Origin of the sequence: Acinetobacter sp. MF4640 (assembly GCF_002018895.1) — a bacterium.
Taxonomy (GTDB): Bacteria; Pseudomonadota; Gammaproteobacteria; order Pseudomonadales; family Moraxellaceae; genus Acinetobacter; species Acinetobacter johnsonii.
Genome location: NZ_MVOM01000035.1, coordinates 26,151 through 43,555 on the forward strand (window position 1 = coordinate 26,151; position 17,405 = coordinate 43,555).

The window sequence follows — 17,405 nt, forward strand, 5'->3', positions numbered from 1 at the left end:
CTCTAGTTAAGCTACCTTATTTTGTTGTGGTAGCTGGTCATAGTAAAACTCATCTGGAGTCATTTTGTCCAGACTCGAATGAGGTCGTTTCAAATTATAAAATTCAAAATATGCGTTTAATTGCTTCTTCGCATCCAAAACATTGCTGTAGGCTTTGAGATACACCTCTTCATATTTAACGCTCCGCCATAATCGTTCAACCATCACATTATCAACCCATCGACCTTTACCATCCATGCTGATTTGGATGTCATTTGATTTCAATACATCAATAAATGCATCACTGGTAAACTGACTGCCTTGGTCTGTATTAAATATTTCAGGTCGACCATATTTTTCAATAGCTTCATTTAATGTTTCTATGCAAAATGTAACCTCCATACTAATCGATACTCTATGCGCAAGTACCTTGCGGCTATGCCAATCAATCACAGCACATAAATAAACAAAGCCTTTTGCCATAGGGATATACGTTATATCCGTAGACCACACTTGATTACTGCGCTGAATAGCCAATCCTTTGAGCAGATATGGATATTTGCGGTGAGCTTGATTAGCCTGGCTTAAATTTGGTTTGCAATATAACGCATTAATGCCCATTTTCTTCATTAAAGTACGTGTATGACGTCGTCCTATATGATGTCCTTGACGATTCAACAAATCACGCATCATACGGCTACCTGCAAAAGGGTATTGCATATGTAACTCATCCATACACCGCATCAGCTTCAGATCTGATGCACTCACAGGTTTTGGGCGATAGTAATAACAACCACGGGAGACTTTCAGCAGCTGAGCTTGCTTAGATACTGAAATCTGAAGTGAGTCATCGATTAACTTTTGTGGTTGAAGCGGCCCAGTTTCTTCAACACACCTTCTAAAAAATCAATTTCTAATGCCTGCTCACCGATTTTTGCATGTAGTTTTTTTAGATCGATGGGTGGTTCTGTTGGAGCTTTTGATTGATCGAAAGCTTGCGAGGAAGCTGAAATCAGTTGATTTTTCCAGTCGATAATTTGGTTTTGATGAACATCAAATTCAGCACTCAATTCAGCAAGTGTTTTTTCTGCTTTAATCGCAGCAAGTGCTACCTTAGCTTTAAAATCATTTGAATGATTTCTTCTTGGTCTACGTGCCATAAAATACTCCATATATTGATGTTTATAACATCATTTGGGGAGCAAAATATCACTTATAAGTGTTGTTCAAATTTCCTGATCCACCTCTATAGATATTTTAATAAAAACCATGGTCATTAATTTTTTTTTAAAATTTATAAGCTAACTTTTTCACTATAATTAAATTAAATAAGCACAACGCTTAAAACTTGGTGTAGTGGAATATGGCTCAACCTTTAAAATTCCTTATTACCTCTACTCATAAATGATGATGTCGATATGCTTATGAAAAAACAACATTCAGTTATGTTCTCAACTGATCGAACAAATACCAATGCTATAAAAATCTGTAATGAGGATATTGTTAAATGAAAAAATCAAATGAGCGTTCAGAACATATACGTGCGACAACTAAAGATCTGCTTATTTATCTGCCTTGTGTATTTGCATATTTTTATGCGCTTTCTTCAATAGCAATATTTGCCTACTTATATATGTTGAAGCTTGCAAGTAACCATCCCCAGCAACATGATTTTCTAATCATTACTGTGATTTATGGCTTTTTTGTGATTGGTGTAAACAATGTGATGCAGCGGATCTTAAGGGTGTTCAAGTTGATTGATGATTCCAAGCCATTACAGTTTAACGGCGCTCAATCTTTGTGGGCTGTTTTCGTGATGTGTATAGCTGGAGTACTTGGCTTTCTCACCTCATTTAATCTCATGGGTTGAATAATCCAAAACCTTTTTAATCAATTAAAAAACACCGTTTACGGCCATAAATCTATGGCCATAAAAAAGAGAGGGCAAACCTCTCTTTTTTATGGATCTGATTAGAACAAATCTCTTTTAAGGTAATTGGTTACTTTTTGCTTCACCTTGCTGGCCATAAAGTGTGTGCTGTGAAGTCCGTTGTATTCGGTCACGCATTCAAAGCTTTCAAGCAATAGGCTTTCAGGTGAGATCCCATTCCATGCGTTGAACTTCTCCAGACCGTCTTCTGAGAGCAAATCATATTCAATCATTTCCTCAATTGCCTTGCGTTGTAGATTGATTGCTACATCCAGCACTTCACCCTCAATAAGTGCTCTAGCTTCACTTGGATTGAACATTCCAATACGGTGAGCTTCGGCAACAGGCTCAACCTGTAACGGTGCACTCACTTCAATTTCGTATACTTCGCCATCTTTGGGATGAAACAATACAACCTCAACAAAAATCACTTCAATAAAGTTGGGAACAGTCTTTTTTGCTTGCCCAATGATATTGATCACACATGATGGAACGCCACTATATGTAGCACTCTCGGTTTTCAAAAGGTGGCGAACTGTATCGGTACCAGGATTCAAATTGTGTAGTTGCATTGTCGTATCTCCAAGTTTTAAGCCATGAGCTTGATTAGTTTTGTTTAAAGTGTTCTGTGAACTCTGACCATGTTTCAGGGCGATCAAGAAGATCTGCCAGCTTCCCTAGTGTGCAATTGGTTAAGTAAACTTCCTTACCTAATGCAGACTTTAACAATGGTTTTAAGCTGTTTGAAAAACGTCTTAGGCATAACACATGCTCTTTACCAGCATTATTGAGTATTGCCTCTTGTATGAGCTGTATTGCCGTATATACGGCTTTATCTGTGCCTACGCCTGAGTAGATCAACTCAGATCCAACCTCTAAACCATCTGTGACGATAAACGGTTCATTACATGACTTTGGCACTGGCATGTTATGGTCACGAGCAAATTGAATTGCCTTATTTAGATAGTTTTGAGCTTGTTCAACGGTCAATAGACAGTTGTAGACTTCACCAGTAGCGGTGAGTTTTGGTGCCGAAAATAATGGTTTAGTTGCTACTGTTGCTTCGTATTTTTGCTCTGGTGCTTCGTAGTAGTACCACAAGTCAAAATCAGTGCTGAAATCATTGTAGACTTCTAAATCAATCGCTTTTAAAAAGTCTTGGATAGGCTGAAAAAAAGATACTGGTTCATCCATCCATACATCCTGAAAGGCATTGACCATTTCAGATAATTCAGCAAATTGCTGTCTACTTACCATATCGGGTATTTGACTAGATTTAAGCTGATTCAACTGTAAAAATAAAACTTCTCCGTCAGTAATACGCCCTGACTCAATGGCAAGTACAAGCTTATTCATGCGTCCAGATCCTTAGTTCAATTCACGTTCAATAATGATGTGTATAACGGTTTCGATCGCCGTGTCATATTGCGATGTAATCATTTCAGCCAAGCTATTCACTGATTCATATTCAAGGTGACTTAATGGTGTGAAATCCTCACCAAACTCTTTTAAAAACAGCGATTCAAAGTCTTCTGCTTCGGTATCCGCAATCGCAATAAAATCAAAAACGGTGCTTAACTGAAGGTTGCAGTTAGCATCAAAACTAAGGTGGTTATTCACCGCATCAGCTTTGACAAGTCCTATTGCCCAATCACTTAAAGGATTCGATGCAAAATGTTTTGCTGATTTAGCGTCAACTGGTAATGAGTGCATAGGGGATCGCCTATCTGTTGGAATAGATACATAGTATCAATCCTTAAAAGGTTTTAACTTTTCTCTAAAAATTAAAACGTGAGTTTTATTTTAATCAATTAAAATCAGCGTATGCGTTTTTAAGCAAACTTAAAGTGGTTTTATAAGTCTTTTTAAATATTTTAAGAAAAGAATAATTGTTTTTAGAAAAAAAGTTTTAAGGGTTTTATTTTCTATAATTAAAAGCGAAATGTGAATTTATTTAAGGAAAACCAAAATGATTTTAGGTGATATTTTAGCTCTTGCGATGGTTGGTACTTGGTTGCTTGCTCTTGATGAATACAAAGCAAAGCTTCTTGCATGGGGTCGCACGACATTTACGTTGTTAGCGATTACTGGTGTTGCAACCATCATTATTTCTTGGCTTTGTTGCATAAACATTCAAAAGCTGAGTTCTCCCCAATCCATTCAAATTTAAGACACAACTTGGGTGCGAGGTCTACCTAATTCCGTAAATCTATTCAGAACTGCCACACGCGCATGAATTTCATTGACCTGACTTTGAAAATGTCTTGCCGTCAGCCTATCACCTAATAATTTGATGCAATGCATCTTGGTTTCCACCAAACTACGACGGTGATAACCCGACCATTTTTTCCATAGGGTTCTGCCTAAATGTTTAACCGTTTGAAGTAACTCATTTCGTTCTATTGAACTTATTTTAGAATCTTTCCAGGGCTTGGCATTCTTTCTGGGTGGAATTACTGCATGTGCTTGACGATCTGAAATCACTTTTCTGCAGCACTTCGTGTCGTACGCGCCATCGGTATAGACAGAATCTATTCGCTCATCTAGTGGAATTTGATCCAGTAAATCACCTAGTACTTGTGAATCACTGACATTATTTGTAGTAAGCTGAACGGCACGTATTTGCAGTGTTTCAGCATCTATACCAATATGCAGTTTACGCCATTGCCGACGGTATTCAGGCTGATGTTTTTTACGCTTCCATTCGCCTTCACCTAAAAACTTTAAACCCGTAGAGTCGACAAGTAGGTGTAACCCATCATGACTTTTCTGATAGCTTATCGCAATATCAATATGCTTTTGTCGTCTACAAAGGGTGGAGTAATCTGGTGCTGTCCAATTCAAGCCACAGAGTTTAATCAGGCTTTGAACAAAGCCAGTAACCATACGTAAAGAAAGACGGAATAGAGATTTGATCATTAAACAGCATTGAATCGCTGTATCGGAATAAGTTTGATTTCGTCCTTGCTTGCCTTGTGGTTGTGCATACCATTGCGTCTTAGGATCAAACCAGATTGAAATATTTCCTCGCTTGATTAAAGCTTGGTTATACGAGGACCAATTGGTTGTACGATAGATTTTAGGTGTAGGCTTCTTCATCTGGAAATTATATTACTGAAGAAGCCTTCAAGAATAGCTTTGTGCAACAAAGCCATTTGTCGGCCGTACTACGCAAATGTGGTCACGCTACCGTAAGAATGCCGACTTTGAACAAGGCAAACCGTGGTTACTGCGCTTTTTTGACCAAATTAAATTCTATGAAGTATCTGAAACTGAACTCATGCACATGCGTGAAGACTTTAAAGCCGGTCGCTTAAAACTACGTATCGAAGAAGGTGTCTTGAACTTAAAAGAATACAACGACTTCTTAACTGAAAACGAAGCATCCATTTCAGCATTTAAGTCGGTGCAACAAGCTAACTTTGATGCAGAACGTCGTCGTTGGCATGAAGCAGGTCTTGCAGAGTATGTTTCTGAAAGCTTGAATGCTGTTGATGATGGTGAAGGTGTTGAAATTCCAGATGGTGGCTGTGCGGTGGAATCGCATATGCCGGGTTCAATTTGGAAAATTGAATGTCAATCAGGTGACATTGTGGAAGAAGGTGCAACGCTTGCCGTGATTGAAGCGATGAAGATTGAAATTCCAATTATTGCGCCTGAGCGTATGCGTGTAGATGCGATTACGATTGAGAAAGGGCAAACGGTGAAAACAGGACAGGTGTTGTTTACTTTGGCGCCGGTGGCTTAAAGAATCCTCCCTCTTGCGTAGCTACGCTACTCACCTTTAAAAAGGGGGAATTTCCTTTCTTTATTCTTGCGCTATATAGCTCAAGGTTAGGGGGGATTAAGACCGTCCATAAGGGCGGTTTTTTATTTAAAATCTTATGATTAATTAAAAAATAATAGTTTTTCATAAATATGCATTTTTAATCCCAGCTCCCTTGGGAGCTGGGATTACCTAAAAAAATAAATGAAGAGTTATTACTAACGTCTACATGTTTGGGTATGAGAGGCAATGCCTCGTAAGAACTATCCAGATTACTTATTTGGATATGAGAGGCACTGCTTCGCAAGAATTATCCTAACATTACATGTTAGGATAATTCGGACCACCAGCACCTTCCGGTACCACCCAGGTGATATTCTGAGAAGGATCCTTGATATCACAGGTCTTGCAGTGCACACAGTTCGCTGCATTGATCTGGAAGCGTTTCGAACCGTCATCATTTTCCATGACTTCATACACGCCTGCAGGGCAGTAGCGCTGTGCAGGCTCATCCCATTTCGGCAGGTTTACGTTCACTGGAATTGAAGCATCAGTCAGTTTCAAGTGCGCAGGCTGGTTTTCTTCATGTACGGTATTTGATACAAACACTGAAGATAAACGGTCAAAAGTCAGCTTGCCATCCGGTTTTGGATAGTTTGGCTTAAAGTTCACTGCATCTACAGTCTTCAGTGTTTTAAAGTCTGGCACCAGGTCATGTAGGGTGAACGGGACTTTAAACACGTTCTGGTCGATGAAGTTGAATGCACCGCCCATCCATTGACCAAATTTATGCATTGCCGGGCCAAAGTTACGTGCGCTATATAGCTCTTCTTTCAGCCAGCTGTTGTTGAACTTGTCTGTATAAGATGTGAGTTCTTTCACGAAGAAATCTTCGCCTTCGGTCACACGGGCAATCGCCAGATCACCGCCTTTTTCTACACCGGCAGCAATTGCTTCAAATACCGCTTCACCGCAGAGCATGCCGGATTTCATGGCAGTGTGTGAGCCTTTGATCTTGGCAAAGTTCAGGAAGCCGGCATCATCACCAATTAAAGATCCACCCGGGAAGGTGAATTTCGGCAGGGAGTTAAAACCACCTTTGGTTACGGCACGCGCACCATAAGAAATACGTTTACCGCCTTCCAGATATTGTTTGATCAGTGGATGCGTTTTCCAGCGCTGCATTTCCATAAATGGATACATGTGCGGGTTTTCATAAGATAGATCCACGATCATGCCTAACGTCACCTGGTTGTTTTCAGCGTGGTATAACCACCAGCCACCTGAAGAACCGGTTTCAGATAAAGGCCAGCCTGCACCGTGCATTACCAGACCTGGTTTGTGTTTCGCAGGATCGATTTCCCACAGTTCTTTAATGCCGATCCCGTAGTGCTGTGGATCAGCATCTTTATCCAGGTTGAATTTCTGGATCAGGCGTTTACCTAAGTGACCACGGCAGCCTTCAGCAAAAATCGTGTATTTCGCGTGAAGTTCATAACCCGGAGTGAAGTTATGTGTCGGTTCATCATCTTTACCAATGCCCATGTCACCGGTCTGGATACCTTTTACGGAACCATCTTCATGGTAAAGGATTTCAGAGGCAGCAAAACCTGGGAAGATTGACACTTCTAATTCTTCAGCTTTGGTGCCTAACCAACGAACCACGTTACCTAAAGAGATGACATAGTTACCGTCATTGTGCATGGTTTTAGGCACCATCCAATGCGGTGCTTCTTGAGATTTGGTATCAGAGAGTAAGAAGAAGGTTTTATCTTCAGTGACAGGCACATTAAGTGGAGCACCTTGTTCTTTCCAATCTGGGAAGAGTTCATTGATTGCACGCGGTTCAAGCACAGCACCCGACAGGATATGCGCACCGACTTCAGAGCCTTTTTCGACGACACAAACGGACAAATCGTTTAAGTTATTTTCTATTGCAAGTTGACGGATTTTAATTGCAGCAGATAAACCTGCAGGGCCTGCACCTACAATCACGACGTCAAATTCCATTGACTCTCTAGTTAAATCTTGCATTTTTGTAAAACTCTATTTCGCTTGGCGGTATTTTATCATTATTATTTATATTTTTGAAGTTTTTTTCAAGAAAGAAATCAAAAAAAGCCCCATTTAGGGGCTTCTTTAACTATTGAATTAATTAAGATTTTTGTGGGTCAAACTGTTTTTCTTTAATAAAGAGTGATGGAATCACACCACAGATAAAGTAAGCAGCACCCATCACCAAGAAGCCGAGTCCAATTGAACCACCACTTGCAAGGTAACCAATAATTGCTGGTGCAACTGCAGCTCCTAAACGTCCTACGTTATATGCACCACCCATCGCGGTACCACGAACATTGGTCGGGAAACTTTCCGCCATATAGGTCGCATTTACACCGTAAGGAATACCATATAAGAAACCAAAGATCACCAACAGGTAAAGAATGTTTTCTGGTGAGTTATAGAACACAATCAGCGGTAGGAAAATGGCTGTACCAATGGCACCGAATGCATAGGTAAAACGACGACCAAGTTTGTCCGCCATAAAGCCAGCCAGAATTTTACCTAAAATCATTGCTGTATATGTACCAACCATATATGCAGTCATTTCTTTAAACTTCATACCTAATTCGCTTTCGAGGTATGTTGGCATCCAGTTGTTTACACCATAGTAACCAAACTGCAGGAATCCAGCCGTCAATGCCCAAAGAATAAACATGTTACGATTACGTTTGTCTTGGAAGACCATTTTCCAAGTTGATTCAGCAGGTTTGTCTGTGATTTCAACTTTTTTAAAGCGGTTTTGTTGCCATGCTGCTGGTTCTGGTACTAAGAAGTGCATACCAATCGCTAACAGTATAGGAATGGCAGCCACATAGAACAGCGCACGCCAGCCGTGGTCTGGAATGAGCCAACCCGCAAGTAGGGTTGCAACGATATAACCAACAGTCCAGCCTGCTTGGAGGGTACCCAAAACAGTAGTACGGTGTTTAGTCGGTACGTATTCAGCCATCAAGGTATTTGAGGCAATATACAGGGAACCTAAACCTAAAGAGGCTAGGAAGCGTAAAATACCGAATTCCCAAAATGAATTAGTGAACCCTAGACCACAGGTTAATACCGAAAACAGTAAGATTGAAACCACGACAATTCGGACACGACCGAATTTATCGCATGCCCACCCACCAAAAATACCGCCAATCGCCATACCTGCTAAGGTAAAACTTCCTAGCATCCCTGCTTCGACTGAAGTTAAGCCAAATTCGGTTCGAATACTGGTCAAACTATATGACAGCAGCATTAAATCTGCACCATCAACCAAGAGGGCTAAAAATGCAAAAGCGAATGCTACCTTCCAGGTATTGGGTCCGATTTTGGACATTGTGTTATTTACAGACATCATCCTTTACCTATAAAAAAAAGGACTTGGCCAGAAAAGACAGCGACCAAGTCCAAACGGTTACTGAGTTACTTCACGAATCATGTTACGTGCAATAATCACTTGTTGAATTTGAGTAGTACCTTCGTATAAACGGAACAAACGAACATCGCGGTAAAAGCGTTCAATAGCGTATTCACTGATGTAGCCCGCACCACCATGGATTTGCACACCACGGTCAGCGACACGGCCACACATTTCTGTTGCAAACATTTTTGCACACGATGCTTCGGTGCTTACATTCTGACCGGCATCACGACGACGCGCTGCATCAAGCACCATACATTTTGCAGCATAAATTTCAGCTTTTGAGTCAGCCAGCATGCCTTGAATCAATTGGAAATTGGCAATTGCCTGACCGAATTGTTTACGTTCAATGGCATAATTTAAAGAATCATCGAGCATACGTGTTGCTGCACCTACGCTGAGTGCTGCGATATGAATACGACCTTTATCGAGGACCTTCATTGCTGTTTTAAAACCGACACCTTCCACACCGCCAATTAAAGCGGAGGCAGGAATACGGCAGTTTTCAAAAATCACGTCACAAGTATGCGCGCCTTTTTGACCCATTTTCTTGTCACGTTTACCTAAAGAAATTCCTGGCGTTTTGCTATCTATAATAAATGCAGAAATAGCCGCTGAACCTTTAAGTTCAGGGTTAGTACGCGCCATTACGGTAAATACACCTGCATGCGGGGCATTGGTAATAAAGCGCTTAGTACCATTTAAAATATATTCATCGCCATCTTTCACAGCGGTGGTTTTAAGCGATGCGGCATCAGAACCTGAATCGGGTTCTGTTAAGCAAAAAGACCCAATGACTTCGCCACTGGCAAGTTTTGGCAGGAAATATTGTTTTTGTTCTTCTGTACCATCGATGATTAAACCGGATGCACCAATACCATTATTGGTGCCAATCAGAGAACGAAAGGCAGGAGAGGTACGTCCTAATTCAAAAGCAATATAGACTTCCTCTTCCATGGTCAGGCCTAAACCCTCATACTCTTCAGGAATAGTTAAACCAAATAATCCCAATTCTTTCATTTGTTGAACAAGTTCAGCAGGAATCTCATCAGTTTCAGCAACGAGTTCTTCGTTGGGAATTAATACACCTTCAACAAATTGACGAATCATATCGACGAGTTGGTCTAAGGTTTCCTGATCTCTAATCATGTTCTCACTCCGTTACAGATTTACAAAATGCCATTTGTATACTTACAAATACGCAAAATAAGTAATCGCCTAACTTAAATTTAAGCAGATACTAAACAAACAAATATGGATAAACAATATATACGAAAGTCTATTTCGCATAGCGGTATTTAAGATTTATTTTTAAATATTAATTAAGTTATTGAAAATTATGTTTATTTATTTTTATTGGTTGTTTATATTTTTTTGTATACTGAATTGTAGACTTGAATATTGATGTAAATTATGTATATTACACCATGAATACCGCTGTGCGAAATGAGAAGATTATGGAAAGCCCTCAAATATTAAATCTATCCCTTCAAGAGGATGGTGTCGCAATTGTTGAGCTGCATCGACCTGAAGCGAGAAATGCATTAAATCTCGAATTACGTCAGGTTCTTTCAGAGACTTTTCAACAACTTACAAGAAATGATGCGGTTCGTGCAATTGTAATTACGGGCGGTGAAAAAGTCTTTGCGGCTGGTGCAGATATCAAAGATTTTACCACCGCAACCACCGCTCAAATGTATTTACGTCATACTGAACAATACTGGCAGAGTTTAGTCGATTGTCCGAAACCGATTATTGCAGCTGTGAATGGCTATGCATTGGGGGGTGGCTGTGAACTTGCCATGCATGCCGACATCATCATTGCCGGTGAAAATGCCAAATTTGGTCAGCCTGAAGTGAAGCTAGGCTTGATGCCAGGTGCAGGTGGGACACAACGCTTATTGCGTGCGATTGGTAAATATCAAACCATGCTCTGGGTATTGACCGGTAAACTGGTGAAGGCTGCTGAGGCTGAGCGTATGGGCTTGGTTTCTGAAGTGGTGGAAGATGAAAACACCATTACCCATGCCATTGAAATTGCCCAAACGATTGCGTCTTTCTCTCCAATTGCAGTTCAGCAAATTAAAGAAGTGACTAATCTTGGACAGGATCAATCTTTACAAGGTGCTTTGGCACTGGAACGTAAAGCTTTTCAAATTCTATTTGATACCAAAGACCAGAAAGAAGGCGTGAATGCGTTCTTTGAAAAACGTCCTGCACAGTACACTGGAGAATAAGATATGACCATTCAATCTATGGCGCTCATTGGTACTGGTGTAATGGGCATGGGCATTGCGCAAATCGCAGCCCAGGCGGGTCTGGAAGTGCGCTTATTCGATGCCAAAGCAGGTGCAGCAGAAGCAGGTTTGGCTAAACTTAGAAGCACGCTTGAAAAGCTGCAGGCCAAAGGTAAATTTACTGAAGAAGTTCTGAATGCAACTCTGGTACGTTTCAAAATCCTGAATAGTATTGAAGAAGTGGCTGGTGTTGATCTGGTGGTTGAAGCCATTATTGAAAATCTGGACATCAAGCAAAGCCTGTTTAAACAACTGGAAGGTATCGTATCTCCAGAAACCATTCTGGCAACAAATACCTCATCATTATCAGTGACTGCGATTGCATCCAATCTTGAGCATCAAGGTCGCATGGCTGGATTCCATTTCTTTAATCCAGTGCCACTGATGAAAATTGTCGAAGTGATTGCAGGCTTGGCAACAGATGAACAGGTGGTTGCAGATCTGCTCGAACTGGCACAGCGTATGGGTCACTTTGGTGTTCGTACCAAAGATACGCCTGGGTTTATTGTTAACCATGCCGGCCGTGCTTATGGTACAGAAGCCCTGAAAATTCTGGGTGAAGGTGTTACTTCCGTTTCAGAAATCGACCGGATTCTGCGTGAAGGCGCTGGCTTCCGTATGGGGCCACTGGAATTGTTTGACCTGACTGCACTGGATGTTTCTCATCCGGTGATGGAATCGATTTTTAATCAGTATTATCAGGAAGATCGTTACCGTCCAAGTGCTTTAACCCGTCAAATGTTGGCAGGTAAAAAAGTTGGTCGTAAAGTCGGTGAGGGTTTCTATAAGTATCAGGATGGTCAAAAGACCAATGAAGCTCCGGCTCAGATTGCACCTGAAGTGACTGAATTTAGTCCAGTCTGGATCAAAGCAGATCTTGAACAGGATGCCAGCATCTTGCGTGACTATATCCGTGAGCAAGGCCTGGTTATCGATAGTGCTGAAACTCCCGCAGCTGACAGTCTGATTCTATTGGCCACTTATGGTGAAGACACGACAACAGCTGCATTACGTTTTGATGTTGATGCGACTCGTGCAATCAGCATCGATATGCTGACTGATTTTGCCAAGCACCGTACCCTCATGCCATCGATTGCAACTCAAAAAGCCTATATCGACCAAGCACATGCGCTGTTCGCTAAAAATGGTCATGGCGTATCGGTGATTGCTGAGAGCATTGGTTTTGTAGCACAGCGCGTATTGGCAATGGTCGTAAACTTGGCCTGCGATATTGCCCAACAGCAAATCGCAACCGCAGCCGATATCGATAAGGCAGTGAAACTCGGTCTGGGTTATCCACATGGTCCAATTTCATGGGGTGATGTTTTGGGTGCAGAACGTATCCTGTTAATCCTAGAACGTATTCTGGCGAATACTGGTGATCAGCGTTATCGTCCAAGCCCATGGTTACAACGCCGCGCCCGCTTAAAACTTTCTCTTCTTCACACTGCTGCAGTTTAAGGAATCAAACTCATGTTAAATGCATATATTTATGATGGATTACGTACTCCATTTGGCCGTCATGCAGGTAGCCTGGCAAAGATTCGTCCAGATGATCTAGCTGCACATGTGATTAAGGCACTAGTACAGAAACATAATTTACCTGCTGATATTTTTAATGATGTGATTCTGGGAAATACCAACCAGGCCGGTGAAGACAGCCGTAACATCGCACGTCATGCTACGTTATTGGCAGGTCTGGATGTAAAAACACCAGCACAAACCGTGAACCGTCTATGTGCTTCTGGTCTGGCAGCAGTCATTGATGCAGCGCGTGCGATTACTTGTAACGAAGGGGATATCTTCCTTGCAGGTGGTGTCGAGTCGATGTCTCGTGCACCATTCGTATTCGCAAAATCAGAAACTCCATTTAGCCGTGATTTTAAAGTATTCGATTCAACTATTGGTGCACGTTTTCCGAACCCTGCCATTGAAAAACAGTTTGGCAATGACACCATGCCGCAAACTGGCGATAATGTAGCGGTAGAATATGGTGTATCTCGTGAAGATGCAGACCAGTTTGCTGCAGCATCACAAGCCAAATATGAAGCAGCTAAACAGGCAGGTTTCTTCGCTGGCGAGATCGTGGGTGTTGAAGTGCCTCAAGGTCGTAAATTACCACCAAAACTGGTCGATCAAGACGAACATCCGCGTCCATCTTCTAACCTGGAAGCGCTACAGAAATTACGTCCACTGTTTGAAGGTGGTGTAGTGACTGCAGGTAATGCTTCAGGTGTAAATGACGGTGCTGCTGCTTTAATTATTGGTTCCGAAGCTGCTCAGGAAAAACTGGGTATCCAGCCAATGGCAAAAATTATTGCTTCTGCTGCTGCGGGGATTGAGCCACGCATTATGGGTGCTGGTCCGGTTGATGCGATCAAGCTGGCACTTAAACGTGCCAACCTGACTTTAGATGACATAGATATCATTGAAATCAATGAAGCATTTGCCTCTCAAGTGCTGGCCTGCCTGAAAGGTCTGGATGTCGCATTTGATGATGCGCGTGTCAATCCAAATGGTGGTGCAATTGCAGTGGGTCATCCACTTGGTGCTTCAGGTGCTCGTTTAGTGCTCAGCACTGCACGTGAATTGCAGCGCAGCGGCAAAAAATATGCTGTGATTAGTCTGTGTATTGGTGTAGGCCAAGGTCTGGCACTGGTCATTGAACGCGTATAAACAAAGGAAAAACACATGGGTGCATTAGAGGGTATTCGCGTACTGGATTTAAGTCGCGTACTTGCAGGTCCTTGGTGTGGTCAAATCCTCGCGGATTTAGGCGCTGAAGTGATTAAAGTTGAACGTCCTAAAACGGGTGATGATACCCGTATGTGGGGACCACCTTGGATGAAGAATGACCAGGGTGAAAATACGCGTGAAGCGGCGTATTACCAGTCAGCTAACCGCAATAAAATGTCGGTCGCAATTGATATTTCAACGCCTGAAGGTCAGGAACTGGTCAAAGCACTGGCTGCTGATTCAGATGTGGTCATCGAAAATTACAAAGCGGGTTCATTGAAAAAATATGGTCTGGATTATGAAAGCCTGAGCGCGATTAATCCGAAACTGGTTTATTGCTCAATTACTGGCTTTGGTCAAACTGGCCCTCGTGCACCTGAACCAGGTTATGACTTCATCATCCAAGGTATGGGCGGTTTAATGTCCGTGACTGGTGAAAAAGATGACCTGCCGGGCGGCGGACCACAAAAAGTCGGTGTGGCTTTTGCTGATTTGACCACTGGTTTGTACTCGACCATTGCCATTCAGGCAGCCTTGCTGAATCGTCATGTGACTGGCCTAGGTCAGCATATTGATATGGCACTGTTGGATGTACAGGTTGCATTACTCGCAAACCAGGGCATGAACTACCTGGCTTCGGGCAAAATTCCGGGTCGCTATGGTAATGCACATGCCAATATTGTGCCTTATCAGGTATTCCGTGCGGCCGATCAGGACTTCATTATTGCCTGTGGTAATGACAAACAATTTGTTGCCTTAAGTGCTGCTATTGGTTTGCCAGATTTACCGCAAGATCCACGTTTTGTGACCAATGCACTGCGTATTCAGCATCGTGCAGAAATCACAGAGCTACTAGCGAAACATTTCTTGACCAATACTGCGAAGCATTGGGTACAAGCAATTCACGCAGTGAAAGTTCCGGTAGGCCTGATTAATAACCTTGAGCAAGCTTTCCAGGAGCCGCAAGTACAAGCGCGTAATATGCTGGTTGACATACCACATCCGTTAAAAGAAAAATTAACGGTAATTGGTTCACCAATTAAATTATCGCGTACACCGGTTGAATACCGTAAAGCTCCACCTATGCTGGGTGAGCATACGAATGAGATTCTTTCACGTGTCGTGGATGAGGAAAAACTGGAGGCCCTAAAAGCCCAAGGTATTGTTGGTTAATAAACAAGAAAACCCATAAGTCCAATAAAGAAGCAACTTAATCAAAGTTGCTTCTTTGCTATATACAAGATAATTATTTATAATTTCGCAATGCGAAACACTTATTATGAAATTGAAGGACGGTGAAGACATGTCTGATGATGTACCTGAAACCGATCAGTCGGAAGAAAAATTAATTGCGCCTTTGCGTCATGAGTTATTGCATCCGATCGAAGACATGCAGGATGAAAATGACCGTCAATTTATTACAGCTTTAGCACGTGGTCTGGAATTACTGCGCTGCTTTAGTCCAAAACATCAGCATCTGGGAAATCAGGAACTGTCGCAAATGACAGGCTTACCTAAACCGACGATTACCCGTTTAACTCATACTTTGTCCCGTTTAGGATATTTAAAGCAGGTTCCGAATTCGAGCAAATTTCAGCTCTCAGTCGGCGTACTGTCTTTTGGTTATTCGATGCTGTCGAATTTATCCTTGCGATCGGTTGCTCATCCATTAATGAAAAATCTGGCGGACTATGCTGAAGCTGCTGTGGCGATGGCAACCCGCGACCGTCTAAACATGATTTATCTGGATGTGGTACAGGGCAAGGGGAACGTCACCATGCGTCGTCAAGTGGGGACGCATTTACCGATTCATTTAAGCTCAATGGGGCGTGCCTGTCTGGCTGCAATGCCAGAAGATGAGCGTGATTTCTTATTGGATGCGATTCGCCGTAAACATGCTGAAGAATGGCCACAGATCCAAAAAGATCTGGAGAAGTCATTTAAAGACTATCAGGAATATGGTTTCTGCTTTTCAATCGGTGAATGGCATAAGGATGTGAATTCGGTCGCAGTTCCTTTTGTCCATGAACAGCATGGTCTACTGGTCTTTAACTGCGGTGGTCCAAGTTTTCTGTTGAATGAAGAAAAAATCAAAAATGATATTGCACCACGCTTATTGCATATGGTGAACAATATTAGAAATGAGTTAGGGTGAAATTCCAGATTATTATTTGATTATAGAAAAATAAAAAAGGACGACCGAGGTCGTCCTTTTCATTGCTAATATTGCTACATATTATTCATGCTTAAAGAAATATTATTGACCATATGAATCAGGCGGGGACCAATTTCATTTTCCAACTTTTCCTGATTTAACAAGTAAGTCGGTGCACCACAGTTAAAGACCAGTAGACCATGCTTTGGATGAATCATTGGGACCGCCACAGAATTGACATCTTTCGCCCAATCACCTAGTGATAGACAATAACCATAATCCTGATAATCACGGATCGCGCGTTCCAGATTGCGTTTTATCGTCGGCCATTGATCTTCATTTCTTTTCTTGATGGCATCAAATAAATATTCACGCTCTTTGACTTCCATCGCAGCCAAACAGGCACGTCCCATGGCACTGCTATGTAGTGGCAAGGTCGAACCGACAGGACGTCGCATAGTGAGTGTTGACTCTGTATGTACTACTTCTAGATAGATCATACTTAAGCGGTCACGTGTTGCCATTGCAACAGGCGCTTGCGCATAACGTGACATTTCCTCCATGAATGGATAGGCTTGGGTACGTGCAGAAATATTGCTTAAAGCAGCATAACCCAAGGCTAAAACACCAACATCTAACAGATATTTCGTGGTATTCGGAAGCTGTTTTAAATAACCCAAAGACACCAATGTGCTCGTAATCCGCGCTACGGTTGGCTTTGGTAAATTGGTTAGCTGTGCAATTTCCTGGTTGCCCAGTAATTGATTGGTTGCTGAGAAACATCTCAGAATTTCTAATCCACGCGCAATAGATGCGATAAATTGAGGATTATTTTCTCTATGAATATGAGAAATCGGATCTAAACGGATCTCATCAAAATTGGGAATTTCGCCAGTTTTATTTTTTGTCATGGTCAGAGTAATTAAAGGTAAATTAATAAATATGATAGCACACGCCAATCTCAACTTTTTAAGTCATTGAAATAAAAAGGACATAACCTCATTTTAAATCCGTCTATGAAAATAAAATTACAGTTATGTCCACTGAAGAATTTATCATCATTGTCTATTTAATCATAG

At 41.8% G+C, this 17,405-nt stretch carries 16 protein-coding genes and 1 pseudogene; 8 read left to right on the forward strand and 9 right to left on the reverse strand.

Going from position 1 to position 17,405, the window contains the following annotated elements:
* Positions 1-6 precede the first annotated feature (6 nt).
* Positions 7-1,151, reverse strand: a protein-coding gene (locus MF4640_RS12375; RefSeq protein WP_085944219.1) for an IS3 family transposase whose coding sequence is annotated in 2 segments (ribosomal slippage) — positions 7-887 and positions 887-1,151 — 1,146 coding nt in all. Because the reading frame shifts where the segments join, the coding sequence is not laid out codon by codon here.
* A 335-nt stretch (positions 1,152-1,486) separates the two neighbouring features.
* On the opposite strand from MF4640_RS12375, the gene MF4640_RS12380 reads away from it, so the two are divergent.
* Positions 1,487-1,849, forward strand: coding sequence for a hypothetical protein (locus MF4640_RS12380; RefSeq protein WP_063454714.1), 363 nt, complete (start codon positions 1,487-1,489; stop codon positions 1,847-1,849).
* Between the two features lie 101 nt (positions 1,850-1,950).
* On the opposite strand, the gene MF4640_RS12385 is transcribed toward MF4640_RS12380, so the two are convergent.
* From MF4640_RS12385 to MF4640_RS12395, 3 genes are read right to left on the reverse strand one after another with little or no spacing between them, the layout of a single operon-like run.
* Positions 1,951-2,481, reverse strand: coding sequence for a hypothetical protein (locus MF4640_RS12385; RefSeq protein ID WP_063454715.1), 531 nt, complete (start codon positions 2,479-2,481; stop codon positions 1,951-1,953).
* A 34-nt stretch (positions 2,482-2,515) separates the two neighbouring features.
* Positions 2,516-3,265 (reverse strand): hypothetical protein, encoded by a 750-nt coding sequence (locus MF4640_RS19720; RefSeq protein ID WP_227518658.1) that lies wholly within the window; start codon positions 3,263-3,265, stop codon positions 2,516-2,518.
* Between the two features lie 12 nt (positions 3,266-3,277).
* Positions 3,278-3,622 carry a hypothetical protein gene (locus tag MF4640_RS12395; protein ID WP_078389759.1) on the reverse strand — a complete coding sequence of 115 codons (345 nt, stop codon included), beginning with the start codon at positions 3,620-3,622 and terminating at the stop codon, positions 3,278-3,280.
* 256 nt (positions 3,623-3,878) lie between these two features.
* Here MF4640_RS12395 and MF4640_RS19455 point away from each other — a divergent pair, with 256 nt between their 5' ends.
* On the forward strand, positions 3,879-4,079 hold the full coding sequence (locus MF4640_RS19455; RefSeq protein WP_078389760.1) for a hypothetical protein: 201 nt from the start codon (positions 3,879-3,881) through the stop codon (positions 4,077-4,079).
* On the opposite strand, the gene MF4640_RS12405 is transcribed toward MF4640_RS19455, so the two are convergent.
* Entirely contained in the window at positions 4,076-5,008 is a 933-nt protein-coding gene (locus MF4640_RS12405) for an IS5-like element ISAha3 family transposase (protein ID WP_004812228.1), read from the reverse strand. The two genes, MF4640_RS19455 and MF4640_RS12405, sit on opposite strands and share 4 nt — an antisense overlap.
* A 55-nt stretch (positions 5,009-5,063) precedes the next feature.
* Here MF4640_RS12405 and MF4640_RS12410 point away from each other — a divergent pair.
* Positions 5,064-5,657 (forward strand): annotated as a pseudogene (locus MF4640_RS12410) (acetyl-CoA carboxylase biotin carboxyl carrier protein subunit); the annotation flags it as partial.
* 339 nt (positions 5,658-5,996) lie between these two features.
* Here MF4640_RS12410 and MF4640_RS12415 read toward each other — a convergent pair.
* From MF4640_RS12415 to MF4640_RS12425, 3 genes are all read right to left on the reverse strand, one after another.
* The gene (locus tag MF4640_RS12415) at positions 5,997-7,709 is read right to left on the reverse strand and encodes an electron transfer flavoprotein-ubiquinone oxidoreductase (protein WP_078389761.1); all 1,713 of its coding nucleotides are present in this window, start codon (positions 7,707-7,709) and stop codon (positions 5,997-5,999) included.
* Between the two features lie 121 nt (positions 7,710-7,830).
* The gene (locus MF4640_RS12420) at positions 7,831-9,072 is read right to left on the reverse strand and encodes an MFS transporter (RefSeq protein ID WP_078389762.1); all 1,242 of its coding nucleotides are present in this window, start codon (positions 9,070-9,072) and stop codon (positions 7,831-7,833) included.
* Between the two features lie 60 nt (positions 9,073-9,132).
* Positions 9,133-10,287 (reverse strand): acyl-CoA dehydrogenase family protein, encoded by a 1,155-nt coding sequence (locus MF4640_RS12425; protein ID WP_078389763.1) that lies wholly within the window; start codon positions 10,285-10,287, stop codon positions 9,133-9,135.
* Positions 10,288-10,595: 308 nt separating this feature from the next.
* On the opposite strand from MF4640_RS12425, the gene MF4640_RS12430 reads away from it, so the two are divergent.
* From MF4640_RS12430 to MF4640_RS12450, 5 genes are all read left to right on the forward strand, one after another.
* The gene (locus tag MF4640_RS12430; RefSeq protein ID WP_078389764.1) at positions 10,596-11,375 is read left to right on the forward strand and encodes an enoyl-CoA hydratase; all 780 of its coding nucleotides are present in this window, start codon (positions 10,596-10,598) and stop codon (positions 11,373-11,375) included.
* A 3-nt stretch (positions 11,376-11,378) separates the two neighbouring features.
* Positions 11,379-12,896 (forward strand): 3-hydroxyacyl-CoA dehydrogenase, encoded by a 1,518-nt coding sequence (locus MF4640_RS12435; RefSeq protein WP_078389767.1) that lies wholly within the window; start codon positions 11,379-11,381, stop codon positions 12,894-12,896.
* 12 nt (positions 12,897-12,908) lie between these two features.
* Complete coding sequence (locus MF4640_RS12440; RefSeq protein ID WP_078389768.1) at positions 12,909-14,111, forward strand: 3-oxoadipyl-CoA thiolase; 1,203 nt, start codon at positions 12,909-12,911, stop codon at positions 14,109-14,111.
* Positions 14,112-14,126: 15 nt separating this feature from the next.
* A complete protein-coding gene (locus MF4640_RS12445; RefSeq protein WP_078389769.1) occupies positions 14,127-15,344 on the forward strand; it encodes a CaiB/BaiF CoA transferase family protein in 1,218 nt (405 codons plus the stop codon).
* Positions 15,345-15,474: 130 nt separating this feature from the next.
* Complete coding sequence (locus MF4640_RS12450; RefSeq protein ID WP_078389771.1) at positions 15,475-16,326, forward strand: IclR family transcriptional regulator; 852 nt, start codon at positions 15,475-15,477, stop codon at positions 16,324-16,326.
* Positions 16,327-16,400: 74 nt separating this feature from the next.
* Here the strand turns inward: MF4640_RS12450 and MF4640_RS12455 are convergent, their stop codons facing one another.
* The gene (locus tag MF4640_RS12455) at positions 16,401-17,237 is read right to left on the reverse strand and encodes an IclR family transcriptional regulator (protein ID WP_078389770.1); all 837 of its coding nucleotides are present in this window, start codon (positions 17,235-17,237) and stop codon (positions 16,401-16,403) included.
* Positions 17,238-17,405 lie beyond the last annotated feature (168 nt).

Bases quoted from the DNA above. Each gene is read 5' to 3' on its own strand.
- MF4640_RS12380 (WP_063454714.1), top strand. From the start codon at position 1,487: ATGAAAAAATCAAATGAGCGTTCAGAACATATACGTGCGACAACTAAA.
- MF4640_RS12385 (WP_063454715.1), bottom strand. From the start codon at position 2,481: ATGCAACTACACAATTTGAATCCTGGTACCGATACAGTTCGCCACCTT.
- MF4640_RS19720 (WP_227518658.1), bottom strand. From the start codon at position 3,265: ATGAATAAGCTTGTACTTGCCATTGAGTCAGGGCGTATTACTGACGGA.
- MF4640_RS12395 (WP_078389759.1), bottom strand. From the start codon at position 3,622: ATGCACTCATTACCAGTTGACGCTAAATCAGCAAAACATTTTGCATCG.
- MF4640_RS19455 (WP_078389760.1), top strand. From the start codon at position 3,879: ATGATTTTAGGTGATATTTTAGCTCTTGCGATGGTTGGTACTTGGTTG.
- MF4640_RS12405 (WP_004812228.1), bottom strand. From the start codon at position 5,008: ATGAAGAAGCCTACACCTAAAATCTATCGTACAACCAATTGGTCCTCG.
- MF4640_RS12415 (WP_078389761.1), bottom strand. From the start codon at position 7,709: ATGCAAGATTTAACTAGAGAGTCAATGGAATTTGACGTCGTGATTGTA.
- MF4640_RS12420 (WP_078389762.1), bottom strand. From the start codon at position 9,072: ATGTCTGTAAATAACACAATGTCCAAAATCGGACCCAATACCTGGAAG.
- MF4640_RS12425 (WP_078389763.1), bottom strand. From the start codon at position 10,287: ATGATTAGAGATCAGGAAACCTTAGACCAACTCGTCGATATGATTCGT.
- MF4640_RS12430 (WP_078389764.1), top strand. From the start codon at position 10,596: ATGGAAAGCCCTCAAATATTAAATCTATCCCTTCAAGAGGATGGTGTC.
- MF4640_RS12435 (WP_078389767.1), top strand. From the start codon at position 11,379: ATGACCATTCAATCTATGGCGCTCATTGGTACTGGTGTAATGGGCATG.
- MF4640_RS12440 (WP_078389768.1), top strand. From the start codon at position 12,909: ATGTTAAATGCATATATTTATGATGGATTACGTACTCCATTTGGCCGT.
- MF4640_RS12445 (WP_078389769.1), top strand. From the start codon at position 14,127: ATGGGTGCATTAGAGGGTATTCGCGTACTGGATTTAAGTCGCGTACTT.
- MF4640_RS12450 (WP_078389771.1), top strand. From the start codon at position 15,475: ATGTCTGATGATGTACCTGAAACCGATCAGTCGGAAGAAAAATTAATT.
- MF4640_RS12455 (WP_078389770.1), bottom strand. From the start codon at position 17,237: ATGACAAAAAATAAAACTGGCGAAATTCCCAATTTTGATGAGATCCGT.